This window comes from Flavobacterium sp. UBA4197, assembly GCF_002379575.1.
Classification (GTDB): domain Bacteria; phylum Bacteroidota; class Bacteroidia; order Flavobacteriales; family Flavobacteriaceae; genus Flavobacterium; species Flavobacterium inviolabile.
In genome coordinates this window covers 40,636-63,565 of record NZ_DFUB01000012.1, presented here as the reverse complement: position 1 = coordinate 63,565, position 22,930 = coordinate 40,636, and the positions used below count along the sequence as shown (strand labels likewise).

Annotated in this window: 14 protein-coding genes; 1 reads left to right on the top strand and 13 read right to left on the bottom strand. The window is 41.9% G+C overall.

Annotated elements, in window-relative coordinates:
* Window positions 1-51: 51 nt before the first annotated feature.
* The 3 genes from B3394_RS06530 to B3394_RS06520 form a co-directional block, all read right to left on the bottom strand.
* Complete coding sequence (locus tag B3394_RS06530) at window positions 52-1,749, bottom strand: ribonucleoside-diphosphate reductase subunit alpha (protein ID WP_177734501.1); 1,698 nt, start codon at window positions 1,747-1,749, stop codon at window positions 52-54.
* Window positions 1,750-1,775: 26 nt separating this feature from the next.
* Entirely contained in the window at window positions 1,776-2,750 is a 975-nt protein-coding gene (locus tag B3394_RS06525; protein ID WP_177734500.1) for a ribonucleotide-diphosphate reductase subunit beta, read from the bottom strand.
* 436 nt (window positions 2,751-3,186) lie between these two features.
* On the bottom strand, window positions 3,187-4,425 hold the full coding sequence (locus B3394_RS06520; protein WP_286914381.1) for a serine hydrolase domain-containing protein: 1,239 nt from the start codon (window positions 4,423-4,425) through the stop codon (window positions 3,187-3,189).
* Window positions 4,426-4,655: 230 nt separating this feature from the next.
* Here B3394_RS06520 and B3394_RS06515 point away from each other — a divergent pair, with 230 nt between their 5' ends.
* Window positions 4,656-5,219: a toxin-antitoxin system YwqK family antitoxin gene (locus B3394_RS06515; RefSeq protein WP_286914377.1), complete on the top strand. Its 564-nt coding sequence runs from the start codon at window positions 4,656-4,658 to the stop codon at window positions 5,217-5,219.
* Between the two features lie 106 nt (window positions 5,220-5,325).
* Here the strand turns inward: B3394_RS06515 and B3394_RS06510 are convergent, their stop codons facing one another.
* The 10 genes from B3394_RS06510 to B3394_RS06465 all read right to left on the bottom strand — a co-directional run bounded on the left by B3394_RS06510 (window position 5,326) and on the right by B3394_RS06465 (window position 22,664).
* Window positions 5,326-6,456, bottom strand: a complete 1,131-nt coding sequence (locus B3394_RS06510; RefSeq protein WP_286914374.1) for an efflux RND transporter periplasmic adaptor subunit — start codon at window positions 6,454-6,456, stop codon at window positions 5,326-5,328.
* A gap of 8 nt (window positions 6,457-6,464) precedes the next feature.
* Window positions 6,465-10,850: a CusA/CzcA family heavy metal efflux RND transporter gene (locus tag B3394_RS06505; RefSeq protein ID WP_286914369.1), complete on the bottom strand. Its 4,386-nt coding sequence runs from the start codon at window positions 10,848-10,850 to the stop codon at window positions 6,465-6,467.
* A gap of 80 nt (window positions 10,851-10,930) precedes the next feature.
* Entirely contained in the window at window positions 10,931-11,308 is a 378-nt protein-coding gene (locus B3394_RS06500; RefSeq protein WP_177734496.1) for a hypothetical protein, read from the bottom strand.
* Window positions 11,309-11,524: 216 nt separating this feature from the next.
* The gene (locus tag B3394_RS06495; protein ID WP_177734495.1) at window positions 11,525-14,626 is read right to left on the bottom strand and encodes an efflux RND transporter permease subunit; all 3,102 of its coding nucleotides are present in this window, start codon (window positions 14,624-14,626) and stop codon (window positions 11,525-11,527) included.
* A gap of 2 nt (window positions 14,627-14,628) precedes the next feature.
* Entirely contained in the window at window positions 14,629-15,711 is a 1,083-nt protein-coding gene (locus B3394_RS06490; RefSeq protein ID WP_177734494.1) for an efflux RND transporter periplasmic adaptor subunit, read from the bottom strand.
* A 1-nt stretch (window position 15,712) separates the two neighbouring features.
* Window positions 15,713-16,957 carry a TolC family protein gene (locus B3394_RS06485; RefSeq protein WP_177734493.1) on the bottom strand — a complete coding sequence of 415 codons (1,245 nt, stop codon included), beginning with the start codon at window positions 16,955-16,957 and terminating at the stop codon, window positions 15,713-15,715.
* 112 nt (window positions 16,958-17,069) lie between these two features.
* Window positions 17,070-18,431, bottom strand: coding sequence for a sensor histidine kinase (locus B3394_RS06480; protein ID WP_177734492.1), 1,362 nt, complete (start codon window positions 18,429-18,431; stop codon window positions 17,070-17,072).
* Window positions 18,431-19,111, bottom strand: coding sequence for a response regulator transcription factor (locus tag B3394_RS06475; protein ID WP_246296986.1), 681 nt, complete (start codon window positions 19,109-19,111; stop codon window positions 18,431-18,433). Before B3394_RS06475 ends, B3394_RS06480 begins: the two co-directional genes overlap by 1 nt.
* 107 nt (window positions 19,112-19,218) lie before the next feature.
* Window positions 19,219-21,423, bottom strand: a complete 2,205-nt coding sequence (locus B3394_RS06470; protein ID WP_286914361.1) for a tetratricopeptide repeat-containing hybrid sensor histidine kinase/response regulator — start codon at window positions 21,421-21,423, stop codon at window positions 19,219-19,221.
* Between the two features lie 278 nt (window positions 21,424-21,701).
* Entirely contained in the window at window positions 21,702-22,664 is a 963-nt protein-coding gene (locus tag B3394_RS06465; protein WP_286914359.1) for an alpha/beta hydrolase, read from the bottom strand.
* Window positions 22,665-22,930 lie beyond the last annotated feature (266 nt).

Genomic DNA, 22,930 nt, shown 5'->3' with positions numbered 1-22,930 from the left:
TGTTAAAAAAATGATTATAGTTTATTTAAAAAGCGTTTTTATTGCATCCTGCTATGATTCACAGCTGCTGCAGCTTACCAGATTGGTGATAAACTCTTTGGAAACACTTTGACTGCGTTGGTAATACAGGGTTTTAATTCCCAGTTTCCAGGCTTCAATTAAAAGACTGTTTACATCTTTAATCGGTAAGTCGGAAGGGATATTCAGGTTTAAACTCTGTGCCTGATCTACAAATTTCTGACGGATGGCCGCCTGCTGTATGATTTCCAGCTGACTGATCTCTTTAAACGTTTTAAAGACCGCTTTTTCGTTTGCTGTGAGCTGTTCGATATGCTGCACACTGCCGCCGTTTAGCATGATCTCTCTCCAGATTTCTTCGTTGTCCAGCCCTTTTTCTTCCAGTAACTTTCTCAGGTATTTGTTTTTACGCATAAAGTTCCCTTTGGAAAGTCCGGCTTTATAATAATTACTGCTGAACGGTTCAATACCGGGTGACGTTTGTCCTAAAATTGCCGATGAAGAGGTGGTAGGCGCAATTGCCAGTGTTGTGGTGTTCCGTCTGCCGTAGCCTTTCAGCAATTCCGGCTCACCGTAAATGCGCGCCAGTTCCTGTGTGGCTTTGTCGGCTTTTTCACTGATATGTTTAAAGATCTCCGTAGTTTTCATTTTAGCTTCCATACCTTCAAACGGAATCATGTTTTTCTGCAGGTAAGAATGCCAGCCCAAAACGCCCAGTCCTAAAGCACGGTGTCTTTTTGCAAAGCGGTTGGCTGCCGTTAAATAATAATTGTCTTCTGTTTTTTCGATGAACTCCTGCAATACGGCATCCAGGAAAAAGATAGCCAGCTTAACGGCTTCGGTGTCTTTCCATTCTTCATAAAGCTCAAGATTCATAGAAGACAGGCAGCAGATAAACGATTCGTCTTTTGAAGACGGCAGCATGATCTCACTGCATAAATTACTCGAATTAATACGCAGGTTATTGTCTTTATAAACCTGTGGTTTATTTTTATTGACATTATCCGAAAAGAAAATATAAGGCAGTCCTTTCTGTTGGCGGCTTTCCAGTACTTTTGCCCAGATATGGCGTTTTTCGGTATCGCCGTCAATCATTTCTTGCATCCAGTAATCCGGAACGCACACACCGGTAAACAGGTTTTGAATAGGGTTTCCGATGCTTTTAATCTTAAGGAACTCTTCGATATCCGGATGGTCAATGTCAAGGTAAGCGGCAAATGCACCACGGCGCACGCCACCCTGTGAAATCGTATCCATAGCCGTATCGAATAACTTCATAAAGCTAACCGAACCGCTGCTTTTCCCGTTATCGGTTACGGCGCTGCCTCTTTCTCTCAGCTCCCCGAAATAACCGGAAGTACCGCCTCCGATTTTTGTTTGCATGATCACTTCACCCAGTTTGTGGGTAATCCCTTCAATATGGTCCGGAATATGAACGTTAAAACAGGAAATAGGCAACCCTCTTTCGGTACCCATATTGGCCCAGACCGGAGAACTGATACTCATCCAGCCGCGCTCAATCATTTCCTGGAAAGATTCTTTTAGTTCCGGGCGGTACAGTCTGCGGGCAGCAGCACTGCAAATCCGGTCGATAGCACCTTCAACCGTTTCACCCTTTAGCAGGTAACCTCTGTTTAATATTTGTTCACTTTCGGAATTTTTCCACCATAGTTTTGGAAAGGGATTGTTGTCGGAAAAAGGTTCCGTATTCTTATTTGAAATATCTTGCATTATGATAGGATTATGGGTAAAAAAAATTAAAACAGGTCGTTTGCCGTAATACTTTTATCGTGTTTTGTGTACTCTACCGGACGTTTTGCAAAGAAATCATCAAGGCTGTTGGCAAATACTTCTTCTTCAAACCATGCCATTACCTGATATTCTTCCTGGCTGACATGAAACACTTTTTCAATGCCAATCTGGGAAAGACTTTCGTCGATACGGAATTTCATAAAATTAACCAGGTCATTCTTTTTGATGATTTCCAGCTCACCGCTTTCAAAGATCCAGTCCAGGATATCCGATTCCACTCCAATAGAATCTTTGACACTTTCACGGATCAGGGCAATGGTTTCGGCATCAAAATATTCCGGATGCTCTTCGCGGATCTTATTAACAATATAGATTCCGGCATTGGCATGTACCTGCTCGTCCACAGAAGTCCAGGCAATAATGTTGCTCACATTTTTCATATAGCCTTTAAAACGGGTAAAAGACAGTATAATGGCAAACTGGCTGAAAAGCGATACGTTTTCAATTAGTATGCTGAACAGGATCAGCGAAACCACATATTTCTGGTTGTCCTGCGAACGGGTATCTTTCAGCACTTTTGAAAGATAGTTGACACGCTGCATGATTACCGGAATGGTTAACAGTTTTTCAAATTCGTCGTTGTAACCCAATACTTCCAACAGTCGGGAATAGGCTTCGGAATGCCTGAATTCACATTCGGCAAAAGTACTGCCCAGTCCGTTGAATTCCGGTTTTGGAAAATGCTCATAGATATTACCCCAGAAGCTTTTTACGGCTACCTCAATCTGTGCAATTGCCAGCAAACTATGCTTGATGGCGGTTTTTTCTGCATGGCTCAAATGCGAGTGAAAGTCCTGTGTATCAGCGGTGAAATCGACTTCACTGTGCACCCAGTACGATTTGTTTATGGCTTCTGTGAATTTAAGTACTTCGGGGTACTCAAATGGTTTATAGTTAATTCTGCTATCGAATATTGACATAATATATTGAATTTAAAATTTAACCTATAGAAAGGGAAAAACACTATTTTGTCTGGGATAAACAAAAGGATGTGTTTTTAGGGGTTATCAAAATTACAACATCAATATATTTAGTTCAACATAGATTCCTGAAAAAGTAACCGTTTTATCAACAGCAGAAAATGGCAGCCGGATAAGAAATTATCAACAGCAATTTTAACGGGTAAACCGAACAGGTTAGGGGGAAACCGAAAACCAAAACGGAGGTTATAAACAATGCCGGGGAAGTTTATTTTTGGTATTATGGCGGACTTATCAACAGCTAAAAAAATTACCCCGGGAATATTTTTGGAAAACGGGGTAATCAGATTGCAAAATTCCGGTTCGGGAGGAAACGGATGTTTAAATCGCGATATCTTTTTTCAGGGTATTGAAAGGTGTCAGGTTGGTTGTATGATTACTCAATAAAACTATTTTGACGGGCTTCCAGTTCATCCCAGATACGGTAAAACATATCGCTTCCGGGTTTGTCGGTTATGCTGGTATTGGTGATGATGATCCGGCCGATCTTGGTTTTGGGATTAAAAAACAACATGGAAGCAACACCCGGATCACCACCGGTATGTCCGATGTTTCCGGTATGGCTGATTCCCATTAATATGCCCACATTATAGGATTCGCTATAAGGATTCTGTGTATTCCGTTCGGTAAAGTTCCGGGCACTTAATTGGCCTCTGAATAATTCGGAATAACTGTTTTTGTTTAATATAGTTCCCTTATTATCAAAGCCTTTTATTAATTCAGTTAAATATTTACTCAAATCATTTATAGAGGTAATAAAATTACCGTCCGGATACGAAATCATTGTATAATAGGGAAGCAGTGTTTTGGGATTTTCGTAAAGCCGGGAGTATTTTGAAAAATCCACAGCGTCAAATTTCCATCCCGATTCATTCATTTGTAAGGGCTTTAGAATATACCGGGTCGTAAACGAATCGAAACCTTCACCGGTTGCCAGTTCGACGATATAAGCGGCAAGTGTGGTTGCTATATTGGAATATTCATAGATGGCTCCGGGTTTGTTTTTGGAAAAACTGTTGTTCCATTTTCCGTCCTTTGCCAGAAAGTTGCTCAGAAATATATTTAATGGCAATACGGAATCCGGGGCATTAAATACCTGCGTATCATCAAATGTCTGTTTTACATTTTTTAAATCCTGACCGGGTTTCAGATAATAATTCTGTGTCAGGTAATAATCGTTGTCCATAATCCCGGAAGTATGGGTTGCCAAATGCCTGATGGTGATTTCCTGATCCGGGAAATGCGGATTGTAAACCTTAAAAGGCAGGTATTTATTAATCGGGTCATCCAGTTTTAAAGCATGCAGTTCCTGCGCTTTTAACAAAGCTATGCCAACAAAGGTTTTCGAAATGGAAGCAATATTCTGAATCGTATGTTCGGTATATTTCCGCTTGTTTTCAACAGCGGCATATCCAAACCCGTTTTGATACAACGTTCCGTTTTCATTTACCAGGGCAACCGAAAAACCGTTAAAATACCCTTGCCGGTAAAGGCTGTCAAGAGCAGCTGTTAGCGAATCTTTTGCCTGTTGCTGTTTATCGGCACTTTTAGTAGCGGTCTGCCGGCAGGATACAAACAGCGTGAATAACAGTAGTACGGAAACGGTTCTGATCATAACATTTGTTTTTAGGTTTTGAGAGGTATTCAACGCCTTAAAAATAACACTTTTAGATCATAGTTTTTGTTTGGCTCTTTATAAGGAGTAGTGTATTTTTGCGGGAAGGCTCCATTGTGCTTAAAAAACGCTCATAAAAAAGGGACAATTACACTTTTGATGTGTTAAGCACAACGCCCGGCCAACCTAATAATAGCACCTTGAAAACGGTGATCTGTAATTATTTTTAAATGAGAATCTTTTTATACTTTTTTACGGCACTTATCTTTATTTCCTGTTCAAAAAATATAGTCTCCGAAAGGGATAGCAAAAATCGCAAGCTGGTTGGAAAAATGGTCAACAACCAAAAACAGGGTGTTTGGAGGTATTATGATGAAAAGGATCGGCTTTATATGAAAAGCAGCTTTAAAAACAATGTTGAAATCGGTACCAGCAAAGTGTATCACGAAAACGGGAAATTAAGACAGATCGGGAAAATTGACAACGGAAAACAGGTTGGCAGCTGGAAATTTTACCATCAAAACGGGAAATTCTACGGTAAAGGAAATTTGGTTAACGGGAAAATGGACGGCAAATGGATCTGGTATTTTAATAACGGGCAGCTCCACACCATAAGGCATTATGCCGATGGAAGACTGCTGAATGTGGACTTCTCAAAAAACAGAAAAGGCGAAACAATCGAAAGCGGTTCGTTTAAAAATGAAAACGGGCAGTTAATTATCTATGAAACGCAATCTGAAAAAGATACCGTGGAATACATTCTGAACTATAAAAACGGATTAATTGTACCGTAGCGGATCATTTCCGGCAAAAGCAAACAATTTTAAACAAAAAAAGACCTCATCCGGAGAAGAGGCCCTTTTCAATAAACAAAGCAACAATCTAAACGGTACAGTACCATTATTCTTCGGTACTGTTCATTAATTTTGTCAATAAGGTATAGGCATTTTTAACGACTATTTTTGAGTTTGTTTGTATTGAGGAAGCTATAATCTGCCGGATTCCGTTATGGGCATTTCCCAAATCGACCGATATCATTTTATAAGTACCTTCTTTTTGCTCGGTAAAGACATAGTAACGGTTCTGCCAGCGGACAACGGCATCTTCCGGAACGGAAAGACCTTTGTTGTTCCGGACGGCAACTTCGCCCTGCATAAACAATCCCGGTAATAAAGCCGCATCGATCTTGTCGAACTTACAAATCAGTTCCATCGCGCCATCGGAGTTGAGTGTTGTATTGATATACTGTATGCTGGCTTTGTATTTTTTATTGCGGTCATTGTTCGAATATGCCATAACGGTCTGACCAATACTGACCTGATCCACATTTTTTTCAAAAACATTCAGCGTCAGAAGCAGATCCTTTGTATCCACCAGTTCAAACAGCACATCGGTGGGAGCAGTATATTTGCCCACATTGACATTTACTTTTGCCACTAAACCGGTAATCGGGGAAACAATGGCCACCGTTTTGGAAATAGAGGCAGCATTCAGCTTTTCCGGATTAATACCGATCAGGCGTAATTTCTGCGCAAGCGAAGCCATATCGATCTGCTGGGTTTGTCTTTCGGTATGTGCCTGTTCGGCAACTTTATCACTGCTGGCTTTACTTTCATTCAGTCCTTTCTGACGTTTGTATTCCTTATCGGCTAAAAGAAAACGCTCTTTTGCCGTTAAAAAATCCTGTTGCAGCTGTATGAACTGTATGTCTTCCATAGTAGCCAGAACCTGGCCTTTTCGAACGTACATACCGGGTAGCATCGCAGTGTGTTTCAGATAGCCGCCCAACGGGAAGCTAAGGCTTACGGTACTTTGCGGCGGAACGCTCACCGAACCCTGGAGCAATAAAGATCCCTGAACATCCTGTACGACCGGTAAAGCAGATGCGATTCCGGCATTTTTTATTTGTGTGGCAGTCAGGGAAACCACAGTAGGAACTGTTTTTCCGGTAGCAGTTTCCGGAGTATCTTTTTTGTTACTGCAGCCGGTGAGTAAAAAGAGGTAGGCGAAAATCAGGATATAGTGTTTCATGTTGAATATTATAAATTGTGAAGTTGTTGTACTTGTATAACGGCCTGGTTATATGCGTTAACGGTATCCAGGTAGTCATTTTTAATAGCGATAGCCTGGTTGATAACCAGTACCCATTGCAGGTAATCTATTGCACCGCTTTCAAACTGCCGGTTTGCCGCCTTAATGATGGTATCGGCATTTTTTAAACCTTCCGTTTCATAATAATGCAGGGCTTCGGTATATTTTTCAACCTCCTGCAGCGCAGTACCGGAATTGGTTTTTAGCTGTAACAGCAGTAATTCCTGCTGTTTTTGTGCAGACTGCCATTCCACTTTGGATGCCGCTATCCGGGCTGACTGTGCCGAAAAAAACACCGGAATGGTCAATCCTACGGTTACATAATGAAAACGGTCGTTGCGATCGTAATAAACGTCTGTACCGTTTCCGGATGTTTGCATGCCTGTAATACTCAGGTTATTGTAGCCCAGTACAAAGTCGGGTAACATTCTGGAACGTTCCGTTTTCCATTGCCATTTGGCGGCTTCGGTCTGGTGACGGCTCCATTGCATGGCGGGCAGCTGTGCGACATCGGCGGTTTGGAATAGCGAAGCCGGTATTTCTATTTTTAAACTGTCGTGCTTCGGAACATACAGTATGCTGTCCTGTAACAGCAGGTTAAACTGCTGCTGGCGTATGCTGATGTCTTTGGCAAGCAGCTGTAGCTGATTGGTATATTTCTGCCGGTTGGATTGTGCGGTTGCTTTTTCCAGTACGTCTGTAGCGCCTTTGGTAAACCGCAGGTTGGCTTTGTTTTCCAGCAAACGATAAATACTGTCGGCATATACCAGTAAGGTTTTCTTCTGTTGCAGCCATAACAATTCATAAAAAAGACTGCTGACATGGCTTTTTAACTGTTGCTGGGTCAGTTGGGTCCTGGCTTGTGCAGCAGCATAGTTTTCTTGCAGCAGCTTTTTCTGGTTGGTGTAAACCGTTGGAAAACTAAAGGACTGGCTGGCACCGAAACGGGTATCGTTCAGCCGGCTGTTAAACTGTCCGTAGTCCATATCCAATTGGGTTTTGGGAAGTTCAAAAGCCGTTTTTTGAAGCAGTTTAGCAGATTGCTCGCTTAACCGGGCTCCCTGTACCTGGTAATTGTTTTGCAGGGCCAGGGCAACCGATTGTTTCAGTGTGATTTCTTTTGGCTGCTGTGCCTGTACGATATAGGAGGAAAGCAGCCCCAAAAATAATAAAGGCAGCTTATTTTTGAATTTCAATTTTGTTTTCATTTTTGAAAAATCAATTGTGTTATAAAACATAAGATATAAGGCAGGTAGTACAAACAAGGTGAGCAGGGTAGCGGTAATCAGACCGCCAATCACTACAGTAGCCAGCGGGCGCTGTACTTCTGCGCCGGCACCGTTGCTGAGCGCCATCGGTAAGAATCCCAGTGAGGCTACGGCAGCCGTCATGAGTACCGGACGCAGCCGGTTTTTGGTACCGGTCATGACCTGCTGCAGCGGATCGGTTATTGTACCGGCTTTTTTGATACGGTTAAACTCCGAGATCAGTACGATACCGTTTAACACGGCAACACCAAACAGCGCAATAAAACCAACGCCGGCAGAGATACTAAAAGGCATGCCCCGCAAGGCTAAAGCAAAGACACCGCCAATAGCCGATAAAGGAATTGCCGTGTAGATGATAGCGCCTTCTTTTAGCGATGAAAACGCAAAATAGAGCATTACAAAAATCAGGAACAAAGCTACCGGAACCGCTATTCCCAGGCGTTGTTTTGCCTGCTGCAGGTTTTCAAAAGCACCGCCGTAAGTAATGTAATAACCGGAATCAAATTTAATCTCGGCATTTACTTTTTGCTGTAATTCCTGAACGATCGACTGTACGTCGCGGCCACGGACATTAAAGCCTACGATAATCCTTCTTTTGGCATTTTCGCGCTGAATCTGGTTGGGACCTTCGATTTCTTCCACCGCTGCTACCTGCGACAGCGGAATCTGAACACCGGACGGAGTAGCGATTAATAAATTGCGGACATCGTTTATATCCTTTCTTCCGGCATCTTCCACACGAACAACCATGTCAAATTTTTTCTCGCCTTCATAGAGCTGTCCGGCAACCGCGCCGGCAAAAGCCGCATTTACAGTACGGTTAATATCGTCGATATACAACCCGTATCGGGCTATTTCTGCCCAATTGTAATGGATGACGATCTGCGGCATTCCGGTTACTTTTTCAATATACCAGTCGGCAGTTCCGGAAACCGTTTTACTGATGCTGCCCAATTTTTCGGCATATACCGCCAGTTTGTCCAGATCTTCCCCGTAAATCTTACAGACAATATCCTGTTTGGCTCCGGTCATCAGCTCGTTAAACCGCATCTGAACGGGAAACTGGAATCCGGTCGATACGCCGGGTGCGACCTGTTGCACTGTTGCGGCCATTTTATCGGCCATTTCCGGAAAGGTTTTGGCACTGGTCCATTCTGATTTGTCTTTCAGCACGATAATCATGTCACCGCCTTCAATAGGCATCGGGTCGGTAGGGATTTCGGCGCTGCCAATGCGGGAAACAACTTTTTGGACTTCGGGATATTTTGCTTTCAGCTCTTTGGATATCTTTTCGATAGTTGCGGTAGTGGTCGAGAGGTTAGTTCCTAATAACAAACGGGTTTCTACGGCAAAGTCGCCTTCTTCCAGTTGCGGAATAAATTCACCGCCCATCTGTGTAAATACCAATACAGCCAGCGCAAAAAGGGCAAAAGAAGCCCCGACCAGTCCTTTTTTAAAGCGGAGTGCTTTTGCCAGTGCCTTTTCATAAACACGTTCCAGTTTTTGCATGATCCTGTCGGAAAGGTTTGCCTTGTGGCTTATTTTTTTACTGATAAACAGGGAACTAACCATTGGCACATACGTGAGCGATAAAATAAAAGCACCCAATATTGCAAAGGCAACGGTTTGTGCCATGGGTTTAAACATTTTCCCTTCAATACCTTGCAGGGAAAGTATCGGCAGGTACACGATCAGAATGATGATCTGGCCGAATACGGCGGCATTCATCATGCGGGAAGCCGAACCCGAAACTTCTTCGTTCATTTCTGCCTGCGAAATGGTATTGACCGTTTTGTATTTTTTGGCACTGTGAAGATGGTGTAAAATAGCTTCGACTATAATGACGGCACCGTCAACGATGAGCCCGAAATCCAGTGCGCCAAGACTCATCAGGTTGCCGCTTACGCCAAAGGTGTTCATCATGATAATGGCAAACAGCATCGAAAGCGGAATTACGGAGGCCACGATCAGCCCGGCTCTCAGGTTGCCTAAGAAAAGCACCAGTATCAGCACTACAATTAAAGCGCCTTCAATCAGGTTTTTTTCAACGGTTCCAATGGCATTGTCCACCATTTTGGTTCTGTCCAGGAAAGGCTCAATAACCAGACCATCCGGTAAGCGTCCCTGTATTTCGGCTATCCGCGCTTTGACATTTTTAATTACTTCCGAAGAGTTTTGTCCTTTCAGCATCATAACGATACCGCCCACGACTTCGCCGTTATCATCTGTGGTCAGTGCACCATAGCGCACCGCGGAACCTATTTTAACGTTGGCTACATTTTTAATCAGTACCGGGGCACCGTTGTGCAGGTTTTTAACAACAATATTTTCGATATCGCCAATGCTTCTGGCCAGACCAACGCTGCGGATATACAATACCGTAGGACCTTTTTCGATATAAGAGCCTCCGGTATTCTGGTTGTTCCGGCTTAAGGCCGTAAACACATCGGTTATGGTAAGGTTTAACGATTTTAAACGCGACGGGCTTACTGCCACTTCATATTGTTTGAGGTTACCGCCAAAAGTGGCTACATCGGCTACACCTTTGGTTCCCAGTAACTGCCGGCGTACATCCCAATCCTGGGTTGTCCGCAAATCGGCCAGGGAATATTTAGCCTCATAACCCGGTTTCGGCTTTAAAACATATTGATAGATTTCTCCCAAACCGGTAGTCACGGGTGCCAGTTCGGGCGCATTGGCCTTTTCGTCTATTTTAACCTGCTGCAACCGTTCCGTTACCTGCTGGCGTGCCCAGTATATGTCGGCATCATCTTCCAGTACGATCGTTACCAGAGAGAGTCCGAACCGCGAAATACTGCGGCTTTCCTTTAATCCGGGAATATTGCTGACGGCCTGTTCGATAGGGAAGGTGATGAGCCGTTCCACATCTTCGGCACCAAGTGACGGTGCGGTCGTTATGATTTGTACCTGATTGTTTGTGATGTCCGGTACAGCATCTATTGGCAAACGGCTCACTTCATAGCATCCGTAGAGAATCCACAGTATAGTGAAGATGCCAATTGCCAGTTTATTTTTAACTGAGAATTGAATGATCTTATTAAGCATAATTGGATGTATTTGAATAAATAGCAGGGAGGCTAAAACAAGGCTGTTTTAACTTCCGAAAGTATTTTCTAATAAGGCAATTATGCTGAAGGTGGTCGGAACAGGCAGGCTAATGCCGGATTGGTATGAAAAGTGGGTTTGTATATTATTGGTCGCTGATCCTTTAAGATAACAGGGCAGGACGGGAACTCAACAGGTCGGTCGAGCGGAACAAATACAAGCTGGGCGGTGTGCAGGTCGATTTTTTTGAACGGAAGCTGCATGTCGCGTTCCTGATCATTATCGTTATCATCCTGACCCCAATAGTGCATGGAAAGGTATTTTACAAAATCGATATCATCGTGCTGCTGATGTTCCATATAGTGCTGAAACAGCACCGGCAGTTTGTAGAACTGCTGAAAAAAGCTGTTACTGGAGCCGATCAGGAAAACTAATATGTAGATATAGATTTTTTGCACAAGGTAAAATTACCCTTTCAGTAGTTTATAAGCAACAAAAACGATGATTATGTCTGATTATTATCGTTAATATAAAATGAGACCAAATAATGTTATGAAATCATTAAAAAAGGAACCCAGTTTTACCGTTGTAATAAAAGCGGTATAAAAAAAGCCTCATCCGGAGATGAGGCCTTTCCAAATAACCAAAATAACAAATAAAAAAATTGTTTACAATCAATCAATTGGCTGATGCTTTTTCTTGTTGAATATCCAGAAGATAATCGGGAATACCAACAGTGTCAATATGGTTGCGGTTATCAGTCCGCCAATAATTACGATAGCAAGCGGTTTTTGTGACTCGGAACCGATTCCGGTTGAAATCGCTGCCGGTAACAATCCGATGGAAGCCATTAAAGCAGTCATTACTACCGGACGGGTTCTGATTTTTACGGCTTCAATAATGGCCTCATTGAGCGTGAGCTTTTCCTTGAGGTTCTTATGGAATTCGGATATCAGGATCACACCGTTCTGGATACAGATACCAAACAGGGCAATGAATCCGACACCTGCCGAAATTCCGAAGTTCATACCGGTTACATGCAGCGCAATAATACCACCGATTACGGCAAACGGTACATTAGCCAGTACTAACAGGGAATCTTTGATGTTACCAAACATGATAAAGAGCAAGACGAATATCCCAACCAGACTGATCGGTACGACCTGACTTAAACGTTGTGTCGCTCTTACCTGGTTTTCAAATTCACCGGTCCATCCGAAGCTGTATCCGGAAGGAAGCTCTACTTTTTTATTGATAACCGATTGTGCTTCGGCAATAGTACTTCCTAAATCACGGTCACGTACAGAGAATTTAACGGCAATAAAACGTTTGGTGTTATCGCGGTAAATAAAAGCCGGTCCGGTGATCTTTTTAATCGTGGCAATCTCTTTCAACGGGATTTTTACGCCGTCAATGGTCGGAACCTTTAATTGTGCCAGATCTTTTTCATCTTTTCGGTATTCTTTTGTATAACGGACACGAACATCAAATTTTTTCTCTCCTTCATATTTCTGGGTAGCTGTTTTTCCTCCAAAAGCCATTTCCAGTACTGCCTGTGCATCGGCAAGGGTAACACCGTAAGCGGCCATTTTTTCCCTGTCCAGGATAACGCTTACTTCCGGTTGTCCGACGTTTCTTAATATACCCACGTCTTTAATACCGTCAATATTTCTGATCTGTGCCAATACTTTGGTGGCCAGTTCATCCAGTTTGTTCAGGTCGTCCCCGTAAATTTTTACGGCATTGGACGCTTTAAATCCGGCTACCGCTTCCGCCACGTTGTCAATTACCGGCTGCGAATAGTTATAGGTAATTCCCTGAATCTGTTTCAGTTTGGCATCCATCTGGTCTATGAGCTGTTCCTGCGATATGTGTCTTTTCCATTCTTTTTTCGGATAAAGGTCAACCTGGAACTGGGCGAATCCAAATCCGTTCGGGTCGGTTCCGTCGTTACTTCTTCCGGTTTGCGACAATACCTGTTCCACTTCCGGGAAGCTTCCCAGGATGGTCCGTATTTCGGCCGATATTTTATTACTTTCCGGAAGCGACGTACTGATAGGCATTTCGGCCGTTACCCATAAAGCTCCTTCATTAAGCTGCGGTAAAAATTCCGTTCCTAAAAACTTGGCCGATATAAAGGTTAAAATCATAAAGGCTATCGAAACGAACAGTGTTTTTTGTTTGTGTTTAAAGGTGAAGCGGAATCCTTTTTCTACGATTCTGTTCCAGAAGTTCACAAACGGGTTGTTCTTTTCTTTAACGTTCTTATTCAGTAATATATGGGACAATACCGGCACCAGCGTAAGCGTGAACAGCAAGGCTCCCAGCAAGGCAAAACCAAGGGTATAGGCTAATGGTGCAAACATTTTTCCTTCTACTTTCTGGAAAGAGAAAATAGGGATCAGGGCGGTAATGATGATCAGTTTGGAGAAGAAAATAGCTTTCCCCATTTCTGTACCGGTTTTTTTGATCACGCTACCAATAGCCAGCTTGTTGTAGGCTTTCATACCCTTTTTATGGGCGAGATGGTCCAGCGTTACAAATATCCCTTCGACCATGACGACGGCTCCGTCAATAATGATACCGAAATCGACGGCTCCTAAGGATAGCAGGTTGGCACTCATGCCCTTTATTTTCAAACACAGGAAGGCAAAAAGCAGCGACAGCGGTATGATGATGGCAACGGTTAAAGTCGTTCGCCAGTCGGCCATAAAAAGGAATACAATTACGGTTACGAAAATGATTCCCTCAAAAAGGTTGTGCATTACGGTTGCCGTTGTGAAATTCATCAGGTCATCACGGTCGTAAAAAGTAACCATTTTGATGTCTTTCGGCAATACGTTATCGTTGATTTCGTTTACTTTTTCCTTGATTTTCGTCAGTACTTCTTTCGGATTTTCGCCTTTTCGCATCACGATAATTCCTTCCACAACATCGTTGTTTTTGTCAAGACCAACCTGTCCGACACGCGGATAGGAGCTTTCGGCCACATCGGCAAGGTTTTTTACCAATACGGGATTACCGCCGGCATCGGCCACAATAATGTTCTGGATGTCTTCAATGGAGCTTAACAACCCGACACCACGAACCACATAGGCCTGGCCGTTCTTCTCGATAACGTCACCACCTACGTTCAGGTTACTTTTGTTTACCGCATCAAATACTTCCAGCGGTGTAATGTTGTATTTAGACAAACGTCCCGGATCTACACTGATCTCATAGGTTTTTTCCTGTCCGCCAAAAGCAACCACATCGGCTACACCGGGAACGGCTCTTAACTGACGGTCTATTACCCAGTTCTGGTAGGTTAGCAGGTCGCGGGTGTCCCGGTCTTTACTTTTCAGCACATAGCGGAATACTTCCCCGGTTGGCCCGTAAGGCGGCTGTACGTCCGGATCCACACCATCGGGCAGGGAAACGGTACGCAGCTGGTTGTTTACCTGCTGGCGGGCAAAAAAGTCGTCGACATCATCTTCAAAGATAATTTTGATAACCGACAGACCAAACATTGTAATACTTCGCACACTCGTTTTTTTCTGAACAGAGTTCATCGAAATCTCGATAGGAGTCGTTACAAAACGTTCAATTTCTTCGGCGCTTCGGCCATTCCATTCGGTAACGATAATAATCTGGGTATTGGTTACGTCCGGGAAGGCTTCGATGGGCATGTTTTTAAAGGCTACAAATCCTGATATGACAAGAATTCCAACCCAAAAAAAGGTGAATGCTTTGTTCTTTAGGGAAAAAGCAATTATGTTTCTGATAAATTTATTCATAATTAATCATTTAAGGCGCCATAAACTAGCAATTGATTGTGTGTCATTACTTTTTCTCCTGCACTGATTCCGGAAGAAATATAGGCGGTGTCTCCAACCTGGCGGAATACTTCAACCTGGCGGGTTTCGATATTGTTCCGGTCTTTATAAATGATTACAAAATTCTTACTCTTGTCAAATATCACGGCGGAAGCGGGAACAGAAAGCATTTCTTTGTCTTTTTCCACATAAGAGATCTTGATCGATGCTCTCATTTCCGGTTTCAGGACATAATCGGGATTATTCAGTTTGATCAGCACTTTCATGGCTTTCGTATCCGGATCGATGATGTTGAAAATCTTGTCGACTTTTCCGCTGAATATTTTATCAGGGTAACTCAACGTGGATACGGCCGCATTTTCGCCCAGTTTGATCTCGTTGATCTCACTTTCGGTTACATTGGCGATAGCCCATACATCGTTGATTTCGGCGATGTCAAAAATATTATCGCTGCGGTCGTCGCGAAGCAGCATGTTTTCGTTGATGTTTTTCTGGATGATAAAACCGCTCAACGGGGAACGCACTTCATAGATAGCACCCGATTTGATATTGTATATCTTATACGTTTCCTGGATGCGCTGCAACTGGGACTTGGCTTTGTCGTAATTGCTTTTGGCTTCAATAACATCTCTGTCGGAATTTAATTTTCCTTCAAATAGTTCCTGGGCTACTTTCAGGTTGTTTTTGGACACAATCACATCGTTTTTAGCATCGTCCAGTTGTTTTTCAAAATCGGCTACTTCGGTACTTCTGATGGTTGCCAGCAGCTGGCCCTTGTTTACATAATCACCCAATTGTACATATACTTTTGCAACACTACCGCCAACAACCGGGAATACTTCAATGGTTTTGTTGTTATCGGTCGTGATTTTACCGTAATAATTCAACTCGTTTCGCAGCGGCTGTAGGGTTACCGGTGCCGTTTTGGTTGTTTGCAGCATTTTGTTGCTTAGCACGAAGGTTTCTTTTATTTCTGCTTTTTTTTCTTTGTCCTGACAAGAAAGTAAAGCAAGCAGGGACAGGCAAGTTATAAATGTATATTTCATCTTAGAAAATAGTTGTATTGGTAATATGATTGATTTGTTCTCCGGATAGTATCAGTTGTTTTCTCATTTCGTTCAGCTGTAATGTGCTTTGGTTATAGCTTTCCATAAAATCGGTGAACTCTAATAATGAGATATTGCGTCGCTGAAAGTTTTTCAGAATGCCCTGGTAAACCAGATCAAGGTTCTGGTTGATGGTTTTGGACAGGGACGTATATTGTGTTTTTTGTTCTTTCCAGATAGAAAGCGCTCCGTTGACTTCATTTTTTAATTCTAAGGTTTTAAAGTCTTTGTTTGCTTTTACCTGACCCAGTTGTGCTTCGGCCACTTTAATGTTTCCTTTGTTTCTGTTCCAAAGCGGAAGCGGGATACCCAATGTAAAGTTTACCTCGTTTTTAAACGCACCACCCACCTGATCGTAGGCAAGTCCGGCAGTGATATCCGGTACGGAAAGGGATTTTTGCAGTTTTACGGCCAGTTCCTGACTTTCCACCTGTTTTAGGGAGCTCAGGTATTCCGGGTTTTTTTCTTTGGCAATATTGAATAATTCGCTTTCGTTATATTTTGGAGCGTTAAAGGTCAAGATCAGTTCATTTTCGTCGGCCGATGGTACAATTTCTTCATCTATTCCGGTCAGGATAACCAGGCTCTTTTTTTGCTCGGTTATTTCTTTCTGGATAGCGATACGGTCATTTTTAAGGTTTAACAGTAAGGATTGCAGCCTTACCACATCTTTTAACGGAATGTTTCCTTTGTCTGCCTGTACTTCATACGATTGCAGCAGGTCTTCGATTTGTTTGGTCTGCGATTCGATGCTGGCAATTTTTTTCAGGTCGAAGAAAACCGCATAGAAGCTTTGTCTTAATTCGTGCTTTAAATCCTGCATTAATTCTTCAAATTGCAGTTCGGCAAGAGCTACATTGGATTTGGCCAGTTTGATTTCATTTCTCTTTTTACCGCCAATGTGGATTAGCTGGTCTACAGCAATCGCTTTCTGCCCGTTTTTACCGGCATCAAAATATCTCTTTTCATCGGGGTTAATAGCATTAACGGCAAGGGAAAGATTGGGATGATCCCAGATTTTAGCCTGAATAACGGCAGCTCTGGAAGCGGTGATATTGTATTGTTCGGCCAGTAGCTGGTAGTTATTTTGCTGCATGGCATCTTCGCAGTCTTTTAGCGTAAGCGCTTTCTGCGAAAAAGTCAGCTGAAAAAATAGCAGTGTGCATATAAAAGGTAGTACTCTCATCTGTAAAAGAATTAAATTCTTTACAAAGATGCTATCACGTACCTTAAAACAGCCTTAAAGCCGACCTTAAAAAAAGCTTAAAAATGCATTTAAGGTGGTTTTTATGAAAGAATTAAGTAGGAAAAATAATTGTAAACTGATGAAATCCGGTTTGATCAATGTACGTATACGCCAGTTTTGCTTCGTGGAGATCCAGGATTCGCTTGGCAATGCGCAATCCCAGACCGGAACCCTGAATGGTCTGGTTCTTGGTTCCCCTTACGAATGAGTTGAAGATCTTTTTCTCTTCTTCCGGCGGCAGTTTTTCGCCTTTATTGCTGAGTTGTATCACCACAGTTCCGTCGTTGCTGTCTTCAATGGCAACGTTGATCTTTTTGTCGGAAGAGTAGAGGTAGGCATTTTTAAAAAGGTTGCCAAACACGATTTCCAGTAACGATTTGATGCCTCTGATTTCGAGGTCGGATTCGCTATTGCTGATTTCGAAGTTCATCTGGAAATCGGTAAAGTTTTTTACCGTTTTTTCATATTCCTGGAAGATGATTTCATCAATACGTTCCTTCTGGAAACCGCTGCTAAAGCTGGAAGCGTTAATCTGGGCCAACAATAGCAAGGAGTTGATCAGGTCGGAAATCTGGCTGACGTCTTTGCTCATGCTATTGAGGTAATTGAGTGTGTTTTCGGAATGGCCGCCCTGCTGGATCAGGTTATCCAGTTGCAGCGTCAGCCGGCTTATGGGTGTTCGCAGCTCGTGTGAGGCATTGGAGGTAAACTCTTTTTGCGCCAGATAGGATTTTTCAATACGCAGCAGCATCTGGTTGAAGGCTTTGGACAGTACGTTAATTTCGTCTGCTTTTGAGGATTCAATGAGCTGGGTATTCAGTTTGTTAATGGAGATACTGGTAATGATCTTCTGGAAATTGTCCAGCGGTTCCAGCAGTTTCCGGATAAAGAAATAGGTTGTCAGCCAAACCAGAGTGGTTCCGATAAAGAAGGAAATGATCAGGATCTGGTATAAATATTCGAGCTTGCTGATTCCCGATTTGTCTTCGGCGGCAATGATGATATAATAGTCGGTATTGTTGTAAATGTGGAAAACCCCCAGAACATCTTTTTCTTTTTCGAAAGAATATATTTTTTTGTGTTTCTTGATATTCTGTAAAAAATTGACGTCCCATTTTACGGAAGCATCGTCAATACTGCTGTAGATCAGTTTGTAGCGGCTGTCGAAAATAAGCGTCTTTTCGTTATACAATTTATTGATTGTATTTTGATCTATCAGCTTCAAAATCTGATTGTCAATGTCTTTTACTTCAAGTAATAATTTGGTTGTGGTAAGCGCTTTTTCTTCCAGGCGTTCCATGAATTCTTCTTTTCTGAAAGAAGAAAAAGAGATATAAATGAAAATAGCGGATATGCCGTAAATTACGGAGAAAGCAATACTTACGTTTACGGCTATTCGTCTTTTTAAAGTCATTATTCGTCTTTTAGGTAATATCCGAATCCGGGGCGGGTGTGAATCAGTTTGGTTTCATAATTCCGGTCAATTTTCTTTCTCAGGAAATTGATATACACTTCTATGGTATTCAGGTTGGTGTCAAAATGGGCATCCCAGATTTGTTCGGAAATACTTTGTTTGGAAAGCGTTCTGCCTTTTGCCCGTGCCAGTAATAACAACAGCTGGTATTCTTTCTGGGTGAGTTCGATAACGGTATTGGCGCGTTTTACGGTCATGGTAGACGGTGAGATTTCCAGGTCGTCTATAACAATCAGTTCTTCTTCATTTTGCGGGGTGCTGCTTCTGCGCAGTAACGCCAGTACCCGTATCAGCAGTTCTTCCAGGTGAAACGGTTTTACCAGGTAATCGTCGGCTCCCAGCTGGAAGGCATCCACTTTATCGGTCAGATCACCATAGGCACTAATCATTAAAATAGGGGTGGTTTTGTCTGTTTCCCTGATTTTGGTACAAACATCCAATCCGTTCAGCTTTGGTACATTGATATCGAGTAAATAGATATTGTATTTATCGGTTTTTAGTTGTCTGAAAAAAACTTCTCCGTCAAAAACGCAGTCGCATTCGATGTCTTTTGATTTTAAAAAGTCATGAATTTCTTTAGAGAGTACTAAATCGTCTTCCAGCAGCAGGATTTTAATCATTCGATTGGTGGTTAAGGAATGGTAAAAGTAGGAAAGTTAAACGATTATCGGAAACATGTACTGCGGATTACTGCCGTATTTTTTTTAAAAGATAACCGGATTATCGGTTAGGCAACCGGCTGACACAGGTTTACAATCATCTGATACAGCTGTTTGGGTTCGAAAGGTTTTATGATAATGCCGTTCATATCGGAAGCATATACCTGTTCGGATATTTCCTGTTTGTCGAAAGCCGTAAGCGCAATAACAGGAATCGTGATGCCTTTTTCCCGGATGAGCCTGGTGGTTTCAAAACCGTTGATCATAGGCATGTTAATGTCCATTAATACGATATCGAACGGTTCTTTTTCGAGCAGTTCAATGGCATGGTAGCCGTTGTCGACAATAATACTTTCAAAATTGCTGTCGTCCAGTATTTTCTTGGTAACCAGCTGGTTGATTTTGTTGTCTTCCACCACCAGTATTTTATAGCTTTTCTGGTGTACAAAATCCACTTCCAGATCATTGGTATATTCTTTTATTTTGTCCTTATCGGATTCAAAACCAATGATAAAGGTCATTTTGGTTCCTACATTTTCTTCACTTTCAATGTGTATTTCACCATTAAAAAGCCCGATTAGCTGTTTAACGATAGGCAGTCCCAGACCGGTTCCCTGATAGTCGTCTTCTTTGCGTTCGATCTGTACGAATTTTTCAAAAACCTTTTCCTGGTCGGCTTCGGCAATTCCGATACCGTTGTCGATTACCTCAAATTGCAGGTAAACGAATGTTCCTTCGGTCCGGAGCAGCTGTACGTTGATTTTTACCTGTCCGTTATGAGTGAATTTAAGCGCATTCCCAATCAGGTTCATAAAGATCTGCGACAAACGCACCCGGTCGCCGATTAACAGCTGCGGGATATCTTCGTCCACTTCAAGCGTCAGTTTGTTTTGATTTTTCTCAGCCAGGAACATCAGGCTGTCCGTTACCTGGTGCAGGTCTTCAATAACATTAAAAGCCGTGTTGTCGAGGGTTATTTTCTTTTCATCAATTTTATAAACCTGTAAAATATCGTTCACTAAAGACAACAGGTATCTTGCCGAAAACTTCAACGATTTCAGATAGGAACTGTTGGACAATTCTTTGTGCTCATCGGCAATGATGTCGGTAATACCCACCACACCGTAAAGCGGTGTTCGCAATTCGTGACTAATTGTCGAAATGAACTGGGATTTTAGCTGGGATACTTCTTCGGCCTGTTCTTTTGCTTTTTGAAGCTGTTTATTGGCCGTTTTCAGGTCGCGGTTGATCTTTTTACGGATCTCATTGTTCTTATATAAAGAGAACAGGAAGAGCAGTAAAAACAGTAATGTGATGATAAACAATACAACGATAATTCGCGATTGATGCAAGCTTCTTGCCTGTAATTGCTTTTCACTTTCAATCTGGCTGATCTGTCTTTTGTATTCATCCAGTTCAATCTGATTTCCGGCTTTTTCAACCTCACTGATCCGCTGATCGTTATAGATCTTGTTTTTGGTAGTGGTGTATTTGTCAAGATACAGGTAGGCATTTTTATAGTCCTTAATTTTAAAGTAGTATTGCGCAAAATCTTTGTAGAGCTCACAGGCATTGGTTTGCAGGAATTCGATCTTGTTTTTTTCGCAAAGCTCCAGGGCTTTCTGATAGAAAGCTTCTGCAGTTTTAAAATTGTTGGTATGCGTATAATAGGAACCTAAAAGAGAATTAAGGGAAATTTTAGCTTCCAGTTCATCACTTTCCATGACAATATTTTCAATGTCTTTCAGGTAGTAAATTCCTTTTTGAAAGTCTTTAATCTCAAAATAGGCACTGGCAATATTCAGCCGGGTATAAATAATTTCGTTGGTATCCTTTAATTTCTTAGAATAGAACAGTCCTTTTTTATAATGGTCAATCCCTTTTTCAAAATCAAGTTTATGGAAACAATAGGCGCTGCCCAGGTTATTGTGCAGCCAGTCTTTAATGGTATCGTTTGTTGTCTGATTAGCATAGTGAAGCCCTTTTTCATAGTAGGTAATCGCCTTTTTAAAATCGGAAAACTCTTCATAGTTCAGTCCGATAATGTTATACGCTTTGGCAATAAGGGCTTTGTCGTTGATCTGATAGGCCTGATTCAGTGCTTTTTTGGCGAGATTCAGCGATTCTTCACACTTCAGGTTGAGCATGTAATCACTGGAAGCAGTAATCATTTTAGAAATCTCTTTTTGGGTTATTTTTCCTGTCTGGCTGTATCCAAGCTGGGAAAATAACAAAACTAATAAAAGGGAAGTACTTAATGGCTTATTAGTCATTGATCAGTTAATAATACTATAATATAAATCTAACGAATTAGTATTATGTTAAAATTGTAATGGTTCACTATAACAATATTAGTACAAAAATACTATAAACAGCTTGTTTTAGGAATTAAATTGTTCTCATAATGTAAGAATTAGTGTTTTCTTATTTTTTTAAAGACTAAACTTGTTTTTTGTTAAAAAGTTCTTAAAAGCTACAGATTAAGTGTTATTATTTAAAAAAAATTAACAGTTTTATTTTGGCTAAAATAGTAAAATAAAGCGGAATAACATTAATTCATAAAGTCATCAAGCCAATAAAACAGCACTTTATAGACATTCTCCCTTACCGGTTTTGGAGAAAGAATCAAATCGTGCAGCCCGCCATCAATGGGCTTAAGGGTTACTAATCCTTTTATTTTTCGGGCACCCGATTCGATATCCTTAACGTTTAGAATTGCATCGCCGGTAAACAGGACATCACTCCACTTTTTTTCGGTTATGGATTTTTTAGAAAACAGTACCAAAACGGGTTTATCAATGGTCAGGCTGTCTTTTACTTTTTGATGACCGGAATGAATCGCCCTGATAAAACCATAATTGACTTCGGGAGCGATATGCGGTTTCCAGTTCAGGTTATAATCCCATTCGCCGTAGTCGTTTTTATGCAGACTTTTGCCGTAGAGTTCTGTAAAACCGCCTTTGATGGTTTTATCCGGTTTTTTCAACCCTTTTTTAGCGATATAGGGAATCCCTATTTTTTTAACAATGGCATTCATGTTGAAATCAAAAAACGGGCTGTTTAGGAACACAGCACTAAAAAACGGACTGCCGTTATGCGAATCGGCATAAAGTGCGGCTACTAAGCCTCCGGTTGAATGACCGCTCAACAGTACTTTTTGATTCCCTTCTTTTTGAATGATCTGCAAAGCCGAATCGATATCGGCATAATATTCGGTCAGATCACGGACATTATTCAGTTTTTGATGGGGCAGGTGAGCGCGGCCGTATTTGCGCAGGTCAACAGCATAAAAATTATAGTTGTGCCGGGTAAATTCTTCCGCCATTTCCTTCTGGAAGAAATAATCGTTAAAACCGTGAATGTACAGTACCGCCCTGTTAGTGGTATGGACTGCCTTTTTACGGATCAGGGTTGTAATTACGCTGCCTTCGTAGTCGTCCGGCTGCCGGATAACGGTTTGCTCAAAACCGGCTCCCAGTATATCTTCTTTATAGTCCTGTGCTTTTAATGTCATGTGGGTTGTGATTAGGATCAAAAAAATGAAGCGAAACGATTTCATACAGTTGCCGTTTTGATTGTTCTTAAAGTTACAAAAAGTTTTAAAAAAGAACCCTGTAATAACAGTGATTCGGCCTTGCAGGAGTCCTGTTTTATTTTTTCTTTAAAAATCCGGGCAAAGTGCAGCCGCAAAGCATTTTTGACGACCATTAAAATTTTGGATAAAAATAGCAGGTGCATTATTTTATCTATTAAAAACCGGAAATTCCACATAAATATTAA

Coding starts and splice junctions, on each gene's coding strand:
- B3394_RS06530 (WP_177734501.1), bottom strand. CDS start 1,749: ATGCAAGATATTTCAAATAAGAATACGGAACCTTTTTCCGACAACAAT.
- B3394_RS06525 (WP_177734500.1), bottom strand. CDS start 2,750: ATGTCAATATTCGATAGCAGAATTAACTATAAACCATTTGAGTACCCC.
- B3394_RS06520 (WP_286914381.1), bottom strand. CDS start 4,425: ATGATCAGAACCGTTTCCGTACTACTGTTATTCACGCTGTTTGTATCC.
- B3394_RS06515 (WP_286914377.1), top strand. CDS start 4,656: ATGAGAATCTTTTTATACTTTTTTACGGCACTTATCTTTATTTCCTGT.
- B3394_RS06510 (WP_286914374.1), bottom strand. CDS start 6,456: ATGAAACACTATATCCTGATTTTCGCCTACCTCTTTTTACTCACCGGC.
- B3394_RS06505 (WP_286914369.1), bottom strand. CDS start 10,850: ATGCTTAATAAGATCATTCAATTCTCAGTTAAAAATAAACTGGCAATT.
- B3394_RS06495 (WP_177734495.1), bottom strand. CDS start 14,626: ATGAATAAATTTATCAGAAACATAATTGCTTTTTCCCTAAAGAACAAA.
- B3394_RS06490 (WP_177734494.1), bottom strand. CDS start 15,711: ATGAAATATACATTTATAACTTGCCTGTCCCTGCTTGCTTTACTTTCT.
- B3394_RS06485 (WP_177734493.1), bottom strand. CDS start 16,957: ATGAGAGTACTACCTTTTATATGCACACTGCTATTTTTTCAGCTGACT.
- B3394_RS06480 (WP_177734492.1), bottom strand. CDS start 18,431: ATGACTTTAAAAAGACGAATAGCCGTAAACGTAAGTATTGCTTTCTCC.
- B3394_RS06475 (WP_246296986.1), bottom strand. CDS start 19,111: ATGATTAAAATCCTGCTGCTGGAAGACGATTTAGTACTCTCTAAAGAA.
- B3394_RS06470 (WP_286914361.1), bottom strand. CDS start 21,423: ATGACTAATAAGCCATTAAGTACTTCCCTTTTATTAGTTTTGTTATTT.
- B3394_RS06465 (WP_286914359.1), bottom strand. CDS start 22,664: ATGACATTAAAAGCACAGGACTATAAAGAAGATATACTGGGAGCCGGT.